Origin of the sequence: Xenorhabdus kozodoii (assembly GCF_002632875.1) — a bacterium.
Classification (GTDB): Bacteria; Pseudomonadota; Gammaproteobacteria; order Enterobacterales; family Enterobacteriaceae; genus Xenorhabdus; species Xenorhabdus kozodoii.
Genome location: NZ_NJCX01000013.1, coordinates 50,814 through 68,340 on the forward strand (window position 1 = coordinate 50,814; position 17,527 = coordinate 68,340).

Below are 17,527 nucleotides of genomic sequence, written 5' to 3' on the forward strand. Positions count from 1 at the left end.
CTACTAACGAATGATGCCACGGCTGGATTTTGCGGAATTTTCCAGAAAATCACTAAATACTTTCACATGCAGGTTGTTTTCCGCCTGAAGATCAATCTCTTGTCTGGCTTCTTCCAACGTTTTTCCGCTGCGATAAAGCGTCTTATAAGCATAACGAATAGCATGCAGCGATTCTTTGTCAAACCCACGACGTTTCAAGCCTTCGATATTCAATCCGAAAGGTGTTGCATGGTTTCCCTGCGCGATGACGTAAGGTGGGATATCCTGAGCGACACCGGAGCAACCACCAACCATCACGTGGGAACCAATTTGACAGAATTGATGCACGGCCGTCATGCCACCAATAATGACATGATCACCCAGAATAACATGCCCGCCCAATGTGCCGTTGTTCGCAATGATACAACGATCACCAATAATGCAATCATGGGCGATATGGGCGTTAATCATTAACAGATTATCACTGCCAACTTTTGTTATGCCACCACCCTGAACCGTGCCCCTGTGGATAGAAACACTTTCACGAATGCGGTTACGATCACCAATTTCAACACGGGTGGGTTCACCCTGATATTTGAGATCCTGATTGATTTCACCGATGGACGCAAATTGATAAATCTGGTTATCACGACCAATCTTGGTTATCCCATTAACCACAATATGGGATTTCAACTCGGTCCCTTCACCAATCTCAACTTGGGCACCAATATAACAAAAGGGGCCAATACGGACATTGGCTCCAATAACAGCCCCCTCTTCAACAATGGAAGAGGGGTGGATAACAGCGGTCTGATCAATCATGGATTAGGCCTCACGACGGCGAGCACACATCATTTCAGCTTCGCAAGCCACTTCTCCATCGACTTTCGCTACGCCCCTGAAACGCGCAACACCGCGACGTTCTTTAATAAATTCTACTTCTAAAATCATTTGATCACCTGGCAGAACCGGACGCTTGAAACGAGCGCCATCAATGGCTGCAAAGTAATACAATTCTCCTGGCTCCAGTGATCCAACACTTTTGAATGCCAGAATACCGGTAGCTTGAGCCATCGCTTCAAGGATTAAAACACCAGGAAAAATAGGTTTACCTGGGAAGTGTCCCTGAAAGAATGGTTCATTAAATGATACATTCTTGACTGCGCGTAAAAATTTACCTTCCTCAAAATCTAAAACGCGATCTACCAACAAAAATGGGTAGCGGTGAGGCAGTAAATCTAAAATCTCTTCAATTCGCAGAGTATGATTATCACTCATCTAAATACTCTTCCTGTCATATAAGAATCATAATATTAACGACACGGCCTGCGTTAACTCCAAATCTGGAGTTATCAGGCAGGCCGCAAAAATCAAAAGCACAACCAAAAATGCTAACTTAAAAACGTTTAATCAAAAATGTCTATCCAGGATGCTGGTATGACTATTCGTTTTCACCTTCCAGTTTGCGTTCAACTGATCTCAACCGCTTGTTCATCTCATTAATATTCATGACTAAAGCGGTAGTTTTGCGCCAAACTTTGTTCGGTTGTAACGGGATACCTGACGAGTACATGCCAGGCTCTGTAATTGAACGCATCACCATGCTCATACCAGTGACGATAGCCTTATCACAGATTTCTATGTGTCCATTAATGACACTGGCGCCACCAATCATACAGTAACGGCCAACTTTCAAACTGCCCGCCATAACGACACCACCCGCGATTGCGGTGTTATCTCCGATTGTTATGTTATGGGCAATCTGGCATTGATTGTCTATGATAACACCATTACCGATAACTGTGTTATCCAACGCGCCGCGATCAATTGTCGTGCAGGCTCCAATTTCAACGCGGTCTCCGATGATCACTGTGCCTAGCTGGGGAATTTTAACCCAATTCCCACGTTCATTGGCATAACCAAAACCATCAGAACCTATAACAGCCCCTGATTGGATCAAGCACGACTCACCAATTTCAACATTATGGTATACCGAGACATTGGCCCAAAGGCGACTTTTTACCCCAATCCGTGCATTTTTTCCAATAAAGCAACCCGCACCAACGATAACATTATCACCCAGCACGACGCCGGATTCGATAACCGCATTGGCACCAATGGCCACATTTTCGCCCAATATCGCCTCAGGGGAGATAACGGCTGTTGGGTGGATATCTTGTGCAGGTTTCGGTGTGGTATCCATGAGTTGCGCCATGCGTGCATAGGCAATGTAAGGATCATTAACAACCAACGCGGCAACCTGGCAGTGAGGGAGATCCGCTTCGCGCAACACAACAGCCGCAGCCTGACATGCAGCCAGTTTGTCAGTATAACGACTGTCGGATAAAAATGTAATTTGCTCGTTATTTGCTGAATACATTGGCGCAATACCGGTGATGACGATATCGCCATCACCATGCAATTGCGCATTCAACTGCTGAGCGAGATCAGCCAATCGAATCGAAACCATCTACTTACTTAACCTGTTTCAGTACTTCAGAAGTGATATCTTTACTCGGCACGGAATACACAGCGGTATTTGCATCCAGCACAAGATCGTAACCTTCTTTACCTGCGATCACTTTAACAGCATCCTGAATACGGCTCAGGATCTTATTACGTTCTTCCATCTGGCGACGACGGTTGTCGTTTTCAAAGTTCTGTGCTTTCTGAGCAAATTCATCACGTTTCGCCATCACTTCTTTTTCCAATTTTTCGCGTTCGCTGGCTTTCATGGTTGAGCCATCACGCTGTAATTTTTGGATTTTAGTTTGCAGCTCAGATTCCATACGCTGTAATTCAGTTGCGCGGCCTTTAAACTCATTTTCCAACTGTTTTGCCACCGCTTCACGGGCAGGTAACTGTTGGAAGACTTCAGCAACGTTCACTAAAGCAATTTTATCTGCCGCCTGCACACCCGCAGAGAACGCTAATGCTATACCTAAACTTGCTGCACACAATATTTTCTTCACTATAAACTCCTTTGACCTACGCTATTTTTACAGATTGGAAGACGTTAGAGACTATCCCATTGGGCTGTAAGATTTACTCTGATTATCGCCCTATCTAATAATAGGGCGATTTTCACCAAAAATGGTTAATAATTACCAAACCCCGCCAATATTGAACTGGAACTGCTCTGCTCTATCACCTGCGTATTCCTTAATTGGCTGCGCATAGGAGAAGCTCAATGGCCCTAATGGTGATATCCATTGCAGAGCAATACCCGCCGAAACACGGACGTTATTTGGCTTACTGTAATCTGGCACCCCAGCGTAAGTCTTATTCCAGTTGGTATCCCACACGGTTCCCGCATCGACAAAGAACGAAGTCCGCAAGGAGTTAGCATATTTGGCATCCAGGAACGGTGTCGGAGTAATCAATTCAAAACTCGCAACCGCCGTCGCGTTACCGCCCACGGCATCACGAGACGGGCTATCTTTCACTGGTTTACTACTTTCATCGAAATAAACGGCTTTCGGCCCAATATTATTCGACCGGAAACCACGAACACTGTTGGAACCACCGGCATAGAAATTTTCATAGAATGGCATTTCCTTGCCACCAAAACCGCCGCCATATCCTAAGCGCGTACGTCCCATCAGTACCCATGAGTGATTATCATCCAGTGGGTAGTAACCGGCTGAGTTCCAGGTGACTTTATAGAACTGGTTATCTGAGCCAGGAATAGTCACTTTCGCATCCAGAGAGGATTTCACGCCCGATGTTGGGAAGAAACCACGGTCAAGATTGTTGTAAACCCACCCTGTTGTGATGGTGAAGTCATTGGAATCAAACTGTGCCTTGTCTTTATAATTTGGATGCTTACCCATTTTGTCCCAATAACGCCACATCGCAGCCTGTGGCCGCATGTTAGACAGTGAGTTATGGATATAACTTACCCTAAATGACAGGCCGTTATTTTCATTCAATGGAAAACCGAATGTTCCCTCAGTGCCGTAGGCTTTATTAGTGTAATTCGAAAGATCAGCATCATCGGCGCGGAAGTCGTTATAGAACACGCGTCCACCCAAACTTACCCCATCGACAGTGAAATAAGGGTTCGTCATGGATAAATCGGCGGATGTTGAGTAGTCATTTTTACTGGCGTTGATACCCACGGAGTTCCCGGTTCCCAGCCAGTTGGCCTGTTGGAGACCGATCTGGAAACCCATACCACTTTCTGTACCAAAGCTAACACCAAAGTTCATCGAACCCGTATTACGTTCTTTCACTTTGTAAACCACGTCAACCTGATCCGGACTACCCGGTACACGATCAGTTTCCACATCAACAGAGTCAAAATACCCTAATCGATTTAGGCGCTCTTTACCCTGTTCAACCAAATCACTTCCCAGCCATGAGCCTTCTATTTGACGCATTTCACGACGCAATACGGCATCTTTACTCACACTATTGCCTGAAAAACGGATCTTACGTACATAGAAGCGATTGCCGGCATCAACATTGACAAGCAGCTTAACCGTCTTGTCGGTGTCGTTGATTTCAGGTTGTGTCATGACGCGAGGATAGGCATAACCGTGGCGACCAAGCAGATTTTTGATGGCGGTTTCCATCTTGGTGACTTCTGCACCGTTATACAGCGAGCCGGGTTCGATTTTCGTCAATTCTTCGATTTGGGACTGGTAATCCGCCAAATTACCATTCAAATCAACGCCGGCGATTTTATATTGATCGCCTTCGGTGATATTAACCGTGATATAAATACCTTTTTTGTCAGGCGTCAGGTTAACTTGAGTCGAGCCAATATTGAAACGAGCATAACCTCGGTCAAGATAGAAACTGCGCAAGGTTTCAAGATCACCGGCTAATTTTTGTTTCTGGTATTTCTCGTCAGCCATCATGTTCCACCAGGGAACATCATCCCTCAGTTGGAAATTGTTAAGCAGTTCATTGGTTGAGAAGGCTTTATTACCCACAATATTAATTTGTTGGATCTTGGCAGAAACCCCTTCAGAGAAAACGAGTTTCAAGTCAACACGGTTGCGGGGCAGTGGTGTAACAACAGCTTTGACTGTCGCACTGTATTTACCAACACTGTAATAGAAATCTTCCAGCCCTTTCTCAATATTAGACAGCATAGTGCGGTCAAGGGCTTCACCAACACGAACACGAGAGGCTTCAAGGTTTTGCTTAAGCATGTCATCCTTCACCGATTTGTTACCGGTGAAAGTAATGCTGGCGATGGTTGGCCGTTCTTTGACTTGAACAACCAGTGAAGTGCCATCACGTAAGACACGAACATCTTCAAAGTTTCCAGTTGCGAACAATGAATGGATCGCACGGCTAATATCTTCATCACTAACCGTATCACCTACTCGAACTGGCATATTCAATAATGCTGCACCAACGGTGACACGTTGAAGACCCTCAAAGTGAATGTCCTGAACCACGAATCCGTCTGAACCGTATGCAGTGGCGCTGCCGAACAGCAGCGACGCTATGAGCAACTTTTTCATCGCCATCGTTGTTATGCGTTTTCCTAACCGGTCCCCCACTTTAAAAGCGGGAGAAATCATTGAAAAGTGCAAGCCCCATTAATAACACCAGTAATATAGCACCAATGCGATAACTGAAGTCTTGTACACGCTCGGAAACTGGCCCCCCCTTGATCTTCTCGATCGCCAGGAAAAGCAAGTGTCCACCATCTAGTACAGGTAATGGGAACAAATTAATGATCCCAAGATTGACGCTAATCAGCGCCAAAAACATCAAATAATACACCAAGCCAGAATCAGCCGATACTCCCGCACCCTTAGCAATGGAAATCGGGCCGCTCAGGTTATTAAGTTTTAAGTCACCCACAATCAATTTGCCGATCATATTGACAGTCAGCTTCATTAATTGCCAAGTCTTATCTCCCGCCTCATAAAGGGCAGAAAAAGGTCCATATTGCTGAATAACCTTATATTCATCCGCTAATGGAATGATTTTCAGTTCGGCGCCAGCAAATCCCTCCTCACGGCCGTTGGATAATTTTCTGACTTCGGGGGTCAGGGACAGAGAAACCATTCCTCCTGCCCTCGCAACGTCCAATTTTAGAGGAATATTCGGATTCTTCCTGACAAAAGATGAAAAAGTGTGCCACACATCTACATCTTGATCGTTGACTTTAACGATCCTATCCCCACTTTGTAAACCCGCTTTTTCAGCGGCTGAAGCAGGATAAACTTTTTCCACTTGTGAACTAAGCCGCGGTACAACAGGCATAATGCCTAAGGACAGCAAAATATCCTGCCTGGATGGATCGAAAGACCATTGACGTAAATCCAGTGTCTTTTGAACACCGCCAAACGCATTCAGGGGTAAGACATCCACAGTGACCGATGCCGCCCCGACCTGACCAACCATGGCAAGGCGTACTGAATTCCAATCAGAAGTTTCGATACCATTAACGGCCTTTAGTTCCATTCCAGGCAAAATATTTGCCTGTGCAGCAATCGAGTTTGGCTTAACATCCAACACGACCGGACGCACGGATGGCACGCCAATCACAAAAACCAGCCAATAAGCGATAACCGCCAGAATGAAGTTTGCGATTGGCCCCGCGCTGATCACTGCCGCGCGCTGGCCAATAGTTTTATTATTAAATGCCATATGACGACGTTCGGGAGCAACTTCCCCTACCCGTTCATCCAGCATTTTGACATATCCACCCAGGGGGATAAGAGCGATAACGTATTCGGTTCCCTGTTTATCTGTCCGACGCCAAAGCACCTTGCCAAATCCGATGGAAAAGCGTTCAACGTAGATACCGCATCGTCTGGCAACCCAAAAATGGCCAAACTCATGCACTGTGATAAGAACACCCAAAGCAACAATAAATGCAGCCAGATTCCAGAGAATATCCATTACGTACCTTCAGAGAGTCAATCCAGAAGAAATCAACATAACCAGCCCAGCAAACACCGGAACTGCCGCAGTTAGACTATCCACCCTATCCATGACACCGCCATGTCCTGGAATCAATTGACTACTGTCTTTGATCCCAGATTCCCGCTTAAACATACTTTCAGTCAGATCGCCAAAGACTGAGGCAATCACCACCACCGCAGAAATTAGCAACAAATGTTCTGGCATCGTGGGGACAGGGGCAAATTTACCGAACAACCACGATATCAGCGCAGCCGTTAATAATCCCCCAACCAGCCCTTCAAGCGTCTTGCCTGGCGATACTTTCGGAGCCATTTTATGCTTACCCATTGTGCGGCCAACAATATAAGCACCTGAATCGGCAGCCCATACCAACAACATGACATACAGCAACCACCATGCGCCATCATAGGTATTCTGTTCATAGCCTTGGGTACGCAGTACCATCATGCCACAATAAAATGGCACAATCGTCAGAACCCCGAAGAGCAGGCGCAAGACAACCGACGATTTCCACACGGAAGCAGAAGCCGGATAAGTCACCACCAATAAAATGGCGGCCACCCACCAAAGCATGCCGGCCCATAGCAGATAGACAATTTGTGGTTTTTCAATAAGATGAGAAAAATCCGACAAAGAGTACTGTAAGGCCAATAACCCTACAGCACATAACACAGCGAGTGTAATACGTTTAAATTGAGTAAAGAGACCAGCAAATTGCCCCCATTCCCACGCAGCAAGTGTTGAAACAGCGATGACAACCAGCCCAAACCCTGATGGGGGGAGGAAAAACAGCGCTACAATAACAAGTGGAATCAATATCAACGTAGTTAAAAGACGGTACTTCAGCAAGTTCTCCTCCTATGATCCCACTTCGGCATCGTCTGGTATTGTTCCGCCAAATCGGCGTTCTCGTTTGGCAAAGGCATTAATCGCACCTTCAAAAGCAATTTCATCAAAATCAGGCCAAAGTATATCGGTAAAATACAATTCTGCATAAGCGATCTGCCATAACAGGAAATTACTGATACGATGTTCGCCTCCCGTTCTAATCACCAGATCGACTTCAGGCTGCTGACTTAAATGGATGGCGTTATCAATTGTCGCTTCGGTAATTTCTTCCGGTGCCAATTCATCGGCTTTAATCTTTTCAGCAATATGTTTAAAACTCTGAACCAGATCCCAACGACCACCGTAGTTAGCGGCAATATTGAGCTGCAATCCGCTATTACCCGCTGTCAATTCAACAGAACGGCGAATACGCTCCTGCAACCGTGAGCTAAAACGACTGATATCACCAATAACAGACAATTTCACATTGTGTTTATGCAGGTTTTTAACTTCATTATCGAGCGCGAAAACAAACAACTCCATCAATGAACTGACTTCCTGCTGTGGGCGATTCCAGTTTTCGCTGCTAAAAGCATAGAGTGTCAGTGAGTTAATATGATGTTTCACTGAAAAACTCACGGCACTTCGTACTGCTTTAATTCCTGCGCGGTGGCCAAAGACTCTTAATTTGCCCCGTTTTTTTGCCCAGCGACCATTACCATCCATAATGATGGCGACATGTCTGGGTAACGCTGGCAATGAGTCACTATCACTGGGAGATATCACTCAAAATAATCCTTAACTTAAATAACTAAGCTGACTTATTGGTAAACTCAATCACTTCCAAACGTGAAAAAGCCGTGCCACGTGTCAACAATGACCACGGATACCACGGCTATTTCTGGCACGATCTACACTCTGAATGAAAGCCTTTTCCTCTGGTATGCCTACGTTTAGCCATGATTAAAATATAGGCACTAAATAATTAAAACGACTATTATAGCAACTGTAATTTACCCGCGAACTATATCATTTGCCAAAAAGCAAACCTATATTTATTAATAAAACTTGCTATTTGGCAAAAGTGCTTATGGCTTCTCTTGCTAAGTCTCTGGCTATGTTATCGATTTCTAAGATTTCTTCGATACTTTGAGGTTCAGATAAATTGACTTTTTCAACCACCAACCGATTGATTATCGCAATATCGGTGAAACGGATTCCACCTTGCAAAAAAACATCAACGGTCTCTTCGTTGGCTGCATTCAACGCCGTTGTTGCTGCCTGCCCCTGATGACAAGCCTCAATCGCCAGCGCCAGGCAAGGGTAACGCTGATAATCCAGAGATTCAAAAGTGAGCATGCTCAATTCAGTAAAATCCAGTGGCTTGGCACCAGAAGGGATGCGATTAGGATAAGCCATCGCATAAGCGATTGGCGTGCACATGTCCTGCGTTCCCAGTTGCGCGATGATGCTGCCATCCTGGTAACGAACCATTGAATGGATGACCGATTGGGGATGCAATAATACTTCCATTTCATCGGCGGAAGCATTGAACAGGTAACGCGCTTCGATATACTCCAGCCCCTTGTTCATCATGGTGGCAGAATCAACAGAGATTTTACGTCCCATTGACCAGATAGGATGGGCACATGCCTCATCTGGCGTCACGACGGGCAACTTCTCCAAAGGCGTTTTGCGAAACGGCCCACCTGATCCCGTCAGGATGATGCTGGAAATACCGTGCTCTTTTAAATTGACGTTGCCAAGGTTGTGCTGAACCGCCTCTGGCAGACTTTGGAAAATGGCATTATGTTCACTGTCAATGGGCAGCAATTGCGCTTTATATTGGACTACCGCATCCATAAACAGACGACCACTGGTAATCAAAGATTCTTTGTTCGCCAGCAGGACTTGTTTGCCTTTGCGGATAGCAGCCAAAGTCGGTAATAAACCTGCGACGCCAACAATGGCTGACATGACTTGATCGACGTCGTCCAGTGCAGCCAAATCACAAATAGCGTCTTTACCGAACAAAACTTCAGTTTGGCTTCCCTGCTCTTGCAATAACTGGCGTAGAGCTTTTGCTGACGGCTCATCTGCCATCGCTGCGTATTGAGGGTGGAATTCCAGACATTGCTGTGCCATAACTTCAATATTTTTCCCAGCAACCAGTGCAACTACACTGAATTTCTCCGGGTTATTTCGAACAACAGCAAGCGTACTTTTCCCAATCGAACCCGTTGAGCCAAGAATAGTTAACCGTTTCATTTTAATACTCTAAGTATGCTACTGATATAAAATTGCAATGGAAAATCGTCATAGTTTGAGCGGTGCGGATCGCTATGTCCATCGCTTGAGAAAGAAATGTGATACGAAGTGTAATATCCAGGATAAGAACAACGCCGCAAGGGCTGCGACGTTGTATGCATGAAACGGCAATTAGAAATCCATCAACTCAGTTTCTTTATTTGCCAGCGCTTCATCAATTTTCTTAATGAAGCTGTCAGTCAGTTTCTGAATTTCATCTTGTGAACGACGTTCTTCATCTTCACTGATCTCTTTATCTTTCAGCAAAGTCTTAACCTTATCGTTCGCATCACGGCGAATGTTACGAATGGATACACGCCCCTGCTCTGCTTCTCCACGGACAACTTTAATGAGATCCTTACGGCGCTCTTCTGTCAGTGGTGGCAATGGAACACGAATAATGGTTCCCGCAGAAGAAGGGTTCAGCCCCAGATCAGAAGCCATAATGGCCTTTTCAATCGCCGCCGTCATAGAACGATCAAATACGGTGATCGCCAGAGTGCGGGCATCTTCTGCAACGACGTTGGCAATCTGACGCAACGGAGTCGCAGAGCCATAATATTCAACGCTGATGCCATCCAATAGGCTAGGAGAAGCACGGCCAGTACGAACCTTGCTAATTTGATTTTTCAGTGCTTCGACGCTTTTTTCCATGCGGTCTTGTGCGTCTTTTTTGATTTCATTAATCACGTTACAAACCCTTGGGAGATGGTTATTTTTTTAGGCCATACTGCGTAAGCCACAGATACGTGTCAAATACGCTAAAGCATATGTGGCCCTGTGTCATTCAATTTGGCGCATCAGGATGCCGATCATACCGTCAAATTTCACCCATGTCTCTGAGCACGAACTGTGAAAAATCAGCCGTGAGAAATCAATGTACCTTCACTTTCTCCCATCACAACACGACGAAGTGCGCCTGGTTTGTTCATATTAAAGACACGAATTGGCAGGTTATGATCACGAGCCAGCGTAAAGGCGGCCAGATCCATTACTTTTAATTCACGCTCCAATACGTCCTGATAAGTGAGCTTATTGTAGAGAACGGCTTCAGGATCTTTTGCCGGATCAGCAGAATAAACGCCATCAACTTTGGTTGCTTTTAACACAACATCCGCTTCGATTTCAATGCCACGCAGACATGCAGCAGAATCGGTTGTAAAGAACGGGTTACCCGTACCCGCAGAGAAAATAACAACACGACCGTGACGCAGTAAGCTGATCGCCTCAGCCCAGCTATAATTGTCACACACGCCATTCAGTGGAATGGCAGACATCAAACGAGCGTTCACATAGGCGCGGTGCAAGGCATCACGCATTGCCAGACCATTCATCACAGTCGCCAACATACCCATGTGGTCGCCGACTACACGGTTCATTCCTGCTTCTGCCAATCCGGCACCACGAAACAGGTTGCCTCCTCCAATAACGACACCGACCTCAATACCCAGCTCAACCAGTTCTTTGACTTCCTGAGCCATGCGATCTAAGACGCTGGCGTCGATACCAAAACCTTCTGCGCCTTGCAGGGCTTCTCCACTGAGCTTAAGCAGGATTCTCTGATATACGGGTTTTGCATTGGTTGCCATGGTGTTCAGTCCTAAGCAGATAAGGAATATTGGGGAATTATTATGACTTATTCAACAACTACACATCCACGCGATAAAGCCCAGATGTAAAAACTCATCATGAGATAAAACAGAACCGCCTATCGGCGGCTCCGTTCAAGAAAATTAAGACTGTTTGCTCATTGCAGCAACTTCTGCTGCGAAATCAGCTTCAATTTTCTCAATACCTTCACCAACTTCGAAGCGGATGAAGTTGATAACCTTAGCATTGTTTTCTTTCAGCAGATCGCCAACAGATTTGCTTGGGTCCATCACGAAGTTTTGGCCAGTCAGAGAGATTTCACCGGTGAATTTGTTCATACGGCCAGAAACCATTTTCTCTGCAATTTCGCGAGGCTTACCTGATTGCATTGCGATGTCTAACTGGATCTGATGCTCACGCTCAACGACATCAGCAGGAACGTCAGTTGGGTTCACATATTCTGGCTTGCTTGCAGCAACGTGCATTGCAATGTGTTTGATCAGTTCTTCGCTTGCGCCTTCAGCCGCAACCAGAACACCGATACGAGCGCCGTGCAGGTAAGAACCCACTGCTTCGCCTTCCAGAATAGCAACGCGACGAATGTTGATGTTTTCACCAATTTTCGCAACCAGAGCAGTGCGCTGTTCTTCGAACTGGGCTTTCAGTGCATCGATATCAGCATTTTTGTCTGCCATAACAGCAGCGATAACTTCTTTACCGAACGCCAGGAAGCCAGCATCTTTAGCAACGAAGTCAGTTTCACAGTTCAGTTCAACGATCGCTGCGAATTTCGCATCAGCCGCAACTTCAACCAGAATCACACCTTCAGCAGCAACACGGCCTGCTTTCTTAGCCGCTTTTGCCTGACCTGATTTACGCATGTTATCGATAGCCAGTTCGATATCACCATTTGCTTCAACCAGTGCTTTTTTACATTCCATCATGCCTGCGCCAGTACGCTCACGCAGTTCTTTTACCAGAGCAGCGGTAATGTCAGCCATTTGTTTTATTCCTCGATGTGTCTCGCGGGAAGATAATATTCCGCGTGGAAAGTTCTATATCAGATAATAGTTCTATATCAGATATGTAAAGGGGGCCGTGACAGGCCCCCTAACCAATATATTTCAATACCTGGTCAATAAGGGCTCAAACAAAATGAGCATGCCTTATTATTCAGCGTCTACAAGACCTTCTTCAGCCTGAACAGCCAGATCCTGAGAACGACCTTCACGAACAGCGGTAGCTGCAGCGGTCAAATAGAGTTTCACTGCACGGATTGCGTCGTCGTTACCAGGGATGATGAAGTCAACGCCATCTGGATCAGAGTTAGTATCAACGATAGAGAATACAGGGATACCCAGGTTGTTTGCTTCTTTGATAGCAATGTGTTCATGTTCAGCATCGATCACAAACAGCGCATCAGGCAGGCCGCCCATGTCTTTGATACCACCCAGGCTGTTTTCCAGTTTGCCAAGCTCACGAGTACGCATCAGCGCTTCTTTTTTAGTCAGCTTGTCAAAAGTCCCGTCCTGAGACTGAGCTTCCAGATCTTTCAAACGCTTGATTGACTGACGAACAGTTTTCCAGTTAGTCAGCATACCACCTAACCAACGGTGGTTAACGAAGTATTGGTCACAGCTCAGGGCTGCTTCTTTTACTGCTTCGCTAGCAGCACGCTTGGTGCCAACAAACAGAATCTTACCTTTACGGGAAGCAATTTTGTTCAGTTCTGCCAGAGCATCGTTGAACATTGGAACAGTTTTTTCCAGGTTGATGATATGAACTTTGTTACGCGCACCAAAGATGAAAGGTTTCATTTTTGGGTTCCAGTAACGAGTCTGGTGACCGAAGTGAACGCCCGCTTGCAGCATATCGCGCATGGAAACAGTTGCCATTTTAGACCTCTATAAAGTTAATTGGGGTTATGCCTCCACAGATCCCATGACACCGACTCATTGACTGCGGTTATTCATATCAATGAATTAACTGCATAAGAGCACCCCGGTGTATGTGCCGATCCGTGTGTGTTATTTACACATAATGAGTTTATTGAGTATCCCTGACGAATTGCCCCACATCAGAAACAATTACGCGGAATACCGGCGCGCTTTATACCACAAACCGCCACCAGACTCCAACATTTGTTACAGCGGCATTTGTTATCGCTACTGATGCAGGCTATATTGGCATCCATTCGACGGACTGATACCATTACCGACAACACTTTCCCTCATTAATCTCAATTAGTCGGTGGTTTTCCGACTTAAATGGACCCATTTCATGGCTATTTCTATCAAAACAGAAGAAGACATTCAGAAAATGCGGGTTGCCGGACGTCTGGCCGCCGAAGTTCTGGAAATGATTGCGCCTTATGTTAAGGCTGGTGTCACAACGGGTGAGCTTGATCGTATTTGCCACACCCACATTACCGAGAAACAACAGGCTATTTCGGCTTGTCTGGGCTATCACGGTTTTCCTAAATCCGTGTGTATTTCTGTCAATGATGTCGTTTGTCACGGTATTCCAAGTGATGATAAGACCCTGAAAGAAGGGGATATCGTCAATATTGACGTTACCGTCATCAAAGATGAGTTCCACGGTGATACGTCTAAGATGTTCATAGTCGGCAAGCCAACCATTCAGGGTGAGCGCCTGTGTCATGTAACGCAGGAAAGCCTGTACCTTGCCCTGAAAATGGTCAAACCTGGCATCCGTCTGCGCACCATTGGCAAAGCCATTCAGCAATTTGTCGAAAGCCACGATTACTCGGTTGTCCGTGAATATTGCGGCCACGGTATTGGCCGAGTTTTCCACGAAGAACCCCATGTTCTGCATTATGATGCTGATGATGGCGGTGTGGTATTGCAAAAAGGGATGGCATTCACTATTGAGCCGATGGTCAACACGGGTGATTATCGTATCCGCACCATGAAAGATGGCTGGACAGTGAAAACCAAAGATCGCGGCTGGTCTGCGCAGTACGAGCACACCCTTGTTGTTACCGATAATGGCTGTGAAATTATGACATTGCGCAAAGAAGAAGAGGCGCATATCTCAGCAGTATTGGTGAACGCATAATGGCTGGCTGACGCCATTTATTAAAATGAATCAACACGCTCCCTGCCATCTTTAACCCACGGGGAGCGTCAATCTCTGCCAATAATATCTGTTCATCCTATAATTTTCTCAGTAGTCTGGTCATCATGGTCTGTTTCCTCATGGGCTTTCTCATAATAGGTTTCTGCATATGCCGGTCGATAACTCCTTAGCGCAAGCGCCCATTCCGCCGCTTTCTCCTGTGGAATTTTCCCACGATGATCTGCAATTCCCGACCCTTAAACAGCATATTGATGAATTCCAGCTCTGGCTTGAGCAGGCGTTCAAGGCCGGAATTTCACCGGAAGCACTGATTTACAGCCGCAGTGATTATATTGACCAACTGTTAAAGCGGCTATGGCAGGAACAGGGATTCAATCAGATAGACGCGGTTTCCCTGATTGCAGTAGGTGGTTATGGCCGCCGCGAATTACATCCTCTTTCTGACATTGATCTCTTAATTCTCAGTGAATCGCCATTGACTGAAGAGCAGTCAGCCCGTCTCGGACAACTTATTGCCCTACTTTGGGATATCCGTCTTGAAGTCGGCCATAGTGTCAGGACATTCGAAGAGTGCCAGCAAAGAGGGATTTCCGATCACACTATCGCGACGAATCTCATTGAATCCCGCTTAATTGCCGGGAACTTGCCGCTATTTTTACAATTGCAGAAATACATTTTTAGTGACGATTTCTGGCCTTCTGCCCAATTTTTCGCCGCCAAAGTGACCGAACAACAAGAACGCCATCAACGCTATCACAGCACCAGTTACAATCTGGAACCTGACATCAAAAGCAGCCCAGGTGGGTTACGTGACATCCATACGTTACTTTGGGTTGCCCATCGCCATTTTGGCACGGCTTCTTTAGATGAAATGGTCAATTTTGGTTTTCTGACCCAGGAAGAGCGAAATGAACTGAATGAGTGCCAACATTTTCTCTGGCGCATTCGTTTTGCGCTTCATTTGGTTGTGACTCGTTACGATAACCGACTGCTGTTCGAACATCAGTTCAGTGTGGCTCAACGCCTCGGTTACGAAGGGGAGAGAAACCAGCCTGTCGAGCGGATGATGAAAGATTTCTATCGCATGACCCGCCGTGTCAGTGAGCTGAATAACATGCTGCTGCAACTGTTTGATGAAGCCATTCTGGCATTGCAGCCGAATGAGAAACCTCGTTCCCTGAACGCCGAATTTCAACTGCGGGGAAACCTTATCGATCTTATCGATGAAACCCTGTTTAGCCGTGATCCCACTTCAATATTGAGAATGTTTTATCACATGGCGGAATGTCGTGAAATTGCGGGGATCTATTCCACGACATTGCGCCAACTTCGTTATGCCCGGAGAAACCTGAGTACCCCTTTATGTGAACTCCCCAGAGCACGAAAAATTTTCATGGATATCCTGCGCCATCCCGATGCAGTGGCCGGGGCGTTACTCCCGATGCACCGCCATAGTGTCTTAGGGGCTTATATGCCATTTTGGAGCAATATCGTCGGCCAGATGCAATTTGACCTTTTTCATGCTTATACCGTTGACGAACACACTATCCGCGTACTGCAAAAACTGGAAAGTTTTGCTGATGAAAACAATCGCGTGATCCACCCTCTGTGTGTTGAACTTTACCCGCGTCTCCCTCAGCCAGAGCTATTGCGGCTGGCGGCTTTTTTTCATGATATTGCTAAAGGGCGTAATGGCGACCATTCCGAGCTTGGCGCCAAAGATGCCTTTGCCTTCGCACGACAGCATGGCCTGACAACCCACGAAGCAGAACTGGTTGAATGGCTGGTTCGCGACCACTTGCTAATGTCAGTGACAGCACAGCGTCGGGATATTCAAGATCCTGAAATTATCCAGCAATTTGCCGGCCGGGTTAAAAACCAAAACCGCCTGAATTACTTAGCCTGCCTGACCGTTGCAGATATTTGTGCCACTAACGCTAAGCTATGGAATAGCTGGAAACAGAGCCTCATACGCGAACTCTATTTCGCCACTAAAACCCAATTGCGCCAGGGTATCCAAAATACGCCTGATTTACGGGAACGCATCCGTAACAATCGCTTGCAAGCATTGGCGCTTCTGCGACAGGAAAATATCAACGAACAGCGTTTACACAACATCTGGAGCCGTTGCCATGCAGACTATTTCTTGCGTCATACCCCAGACCAATTAGCCTGGCACGCCAGCCACCTAATCCACCACACATCGTTGGAACCCATGGTGCTGATCAGCACCGCGTTTTCTCACGGTGGCACCGAAATTTTTATTTGGTGTCAGGACAGGCCGTCGCTTTTTGCTGCCGTGGTTGGGGAACTAGACAAGCGTAATTTAAGTGTCCACGATGCCCAAATTTTCACTAATCGTGATGATATGGCGATGGATACCTTTGTCGTTTTAGATCCTAACGGCCATCCACTGGCGTTTGATCGTCACGAACCCATCCGCCAAGCCTTACTGAATGTCGTAAACGATCCCCACCCCAAGGCACCAAAGGCGCGCAATCTGTCTGCAAAATTGCGCCATTTTAATGTCCCAACCAAAGTTAACTTTTTACCGACCCAAAATGCTCGCCGTACTTACATGGAATTGATCGCATTAGATCAACCCGGATTACTGGCACGCGTCGGTAATATTTTCGCTGAATTGGGGGTTTCCCTGCATGGCGCGCGCATTACCACCATTGGTGAACGTGTTGAAGACTTTTTTGTCCTGGCAGATAAAGATCAAAACGCATTACATCAAAAAATAAGGGATGAATTAGCAGAAAGGTTGACAGAAGCCCTCGACACACGGGATAAACTATAGCAACTCTTAACTGAAATTAGGAAC

General features: G+C 46.2%; 15 protein-coding genes. 2 read left to right on the plus strand and 13 right to left on the minus strand.

Annotated features, from left to right (window positions below):
• Window positions 1-3: 3 nt before the first annotated feature.
• The 13 genes from lpxA to rpsB form a co-directional block, all read right to left on the minus strand.
• On the minus strand, window positions 4-801 hold the full coding sequence (gene lpxA, locus Xkoz_RS10360) for an acyl-ACP--UDP-N-acetylglucosamine O-acyltransferase (RefSeq protein ID WP_099142086.1): 798 nt from the start codon (window positions 799-801) through the stop codon (window positions 4-6).
• Between the two features lie 3 nt (window positions 802-804).
• A complete protein-coding gene (gene fabZ, locus Xkoz_RS10365) occupies window positions 805-1,257 on the minus strand; it encodes a 3-hydroxyacyl-ACP dehydratase FabZ (RefSeq protein ID WP_099142087.1) in 453 nt (150 codons plus the stop codon).
• A 163-nt stretch (window positions 1,258-1,420) separates the two neighbouring features.
• Window positions 1,421-2,449: a UDP-3-O-(3-hydroxymyristoyl)glucosamine N-acyltransferase gene (gene lpxD / locus Xkoz_RS10370; protein ID WP_099142088.1), complete on the minus strand. Its 1,029-nt coding sequence runs from the start codon at window positions 2,447-2,449 to the stop codon at window positions 1,421-1,423.
• 4 nt (window positions 2,450-2,453) lie between these two features.
• Window positions 2,454-2,951, minus strand: coding sequence for a molecular chaperone Skp (gene skp / locus Xkoz_RS10375; RefSeq protein ID WP_099142089.1), 498 nt, complete (start codon window positions 2,949-2,951; stop codon window positions 2,454-2,456).
• A 132-nt stretch (window positions 2,952-3,083) separates the two neighbouring features.
• Entirely contained in the window at window positions 3,084-5,465 is a 2,382-nt protein-coding gene (gene bamA / locus Xkoz_RS10380) for an outer membrane protein assembly factor BamA (protein WP_099142152.1), read from the minus strand.
• Window positions 5,466-5,499: 34 nt separating this feature from the next.
• The gene (gene rseP, locus Xkoz_RS10385) at window positions 5,500-6,852 is read right to left on the minus strand and encodes a sigma E protease regulator RseP (protein WP_099142090.1); all 1,353 of its coding nucleotides are present in this window, start codon (window positions 6,850-6,852) and stop codon (window positions 5,500-5,502) included.
• Between the two features lie 9 nt (window positions 6,853-6,861).
• The gene (gene cdsA / locus Xkoz_RS10390) at window positions 6,862-7,725 is read right to left on the minus strand and encodes a phosphatidate cytidylyltransferase (protein ID WP_099142091.1); all 864 of its coding nucleotides are present in this window, start codon (window positions 7,723-7,725) and stop codon (window positions 6,862-6,864) included.
• Window positions 7,726-7,734: 9 nt separating this feature from the next.
• A complete protein-coding gene (gene uppS / locus Xkoz_RS10395) occupies window positions 7,735-8,430 on the minus strand; it encodes a polyprenyl diphosphate synthase (RefSeq protein WP_244183446.1) in 696 nt (231 codons plus the stop codon).
• 345 nt (window positions 8,431-8,775) lie between these two features.
• Window positions 8,776-9,972 carry a 1-deoxy-D-xylulose-5-phosphate reductoisomerase gene (gene ispC, locus Xkoz_RS10400; RefSeq protein ID WP_099142093.1) on the minus strand — a complete coding sequence of 399 codons (1,197 nt, stop codon included), beginning with the start codon at window positions 9,970-9,972 and terminating at the stop codon, window positions 8,776-8,778.
• Between the two features lie 171 nt (window positions 9,973-10,143).
• Window positions 10,144-10,701: a ribosome recycling factor gene (gene frr / locus Xkoz_RS10405; protein WP_099142094.1), complete on the minus strand. Its 558-nt coding sequence runs from the start codon at window positions 10,699-10,701 to the stop codon at window positions 10,144-10,146.
• Between the two features lie 170 nt (window positions 10,702-10,871).
• Complete coding sequence (pyrH, locus tag Xkoz_RS10410) at window positions 10,872-11,600, minus strand: UMP kinase (RefSeq protein WP_099142095.1); 729 nt, start codon at window positions 11,598-11,600, stop codon at window positions 10,872-10,874.
• Window positions 11,601-11,744: 144 nt separating this feature from the next.
• The gene (gene tsf, locus Xkoz_RS10415) at window positions 11,745-12,602 is read right to left on the minus strand and encodes a translation elongation factor Ts (RefSeq protein WP_099142096.1); all 858 of its coding nucleotides are present in this window, start codon (window positions 12,600-12,602) and stop codon (window positions 11,745-11,747) included.
• A 168-nt stretch (window positions 12,603-12,770) separates the two neighbouring features.
• A complete protein-coding gene (gene rpsB / locus Xkoz_RS10420) occupies window positions 12,771-13,496 on the minus strand; it encodes a 30S ribosomal protein S2 (protein ID WP_099142097.1) in 726 nt (241 codons plus the stop codon).
• A 385-nt stretch (window positions 13,497-13,881) separates the two neighbouring features.
• On the opposite strand from rpsB, the gene map reads away from it, so the two are divergent.
• Window positions 13,882-14,679: a type I methionyl aminopeptidase gene (map, locus tag Xkoz_RS10425; RefSeq protein ID WP_099142098.1), complete on the plus strand. Its 798-nt coding sequence runs from the start codon at window positions 13,882-13,884 to the stop codon at window positions 14,677-14,679.
• Window positions 14,680-14,848: 169 nt separating this feature from the next.
• Window positions 14,849-17,503: a bifunctional uridylyltransferase/uridylyl-removing protein GlnD gene (glnD, locus tag Xkoz_RS10430; protein WP_099142099.1), complete on the plus strand. Its 2,655-nt coding sequence runs from the start codon at window positions 14,849-14,851 to the stop codon at window positions 17,501-17,503.
• The last annotated feature ends 24 nt before the right edge of the window (window positions 17,504-17,527 follow it).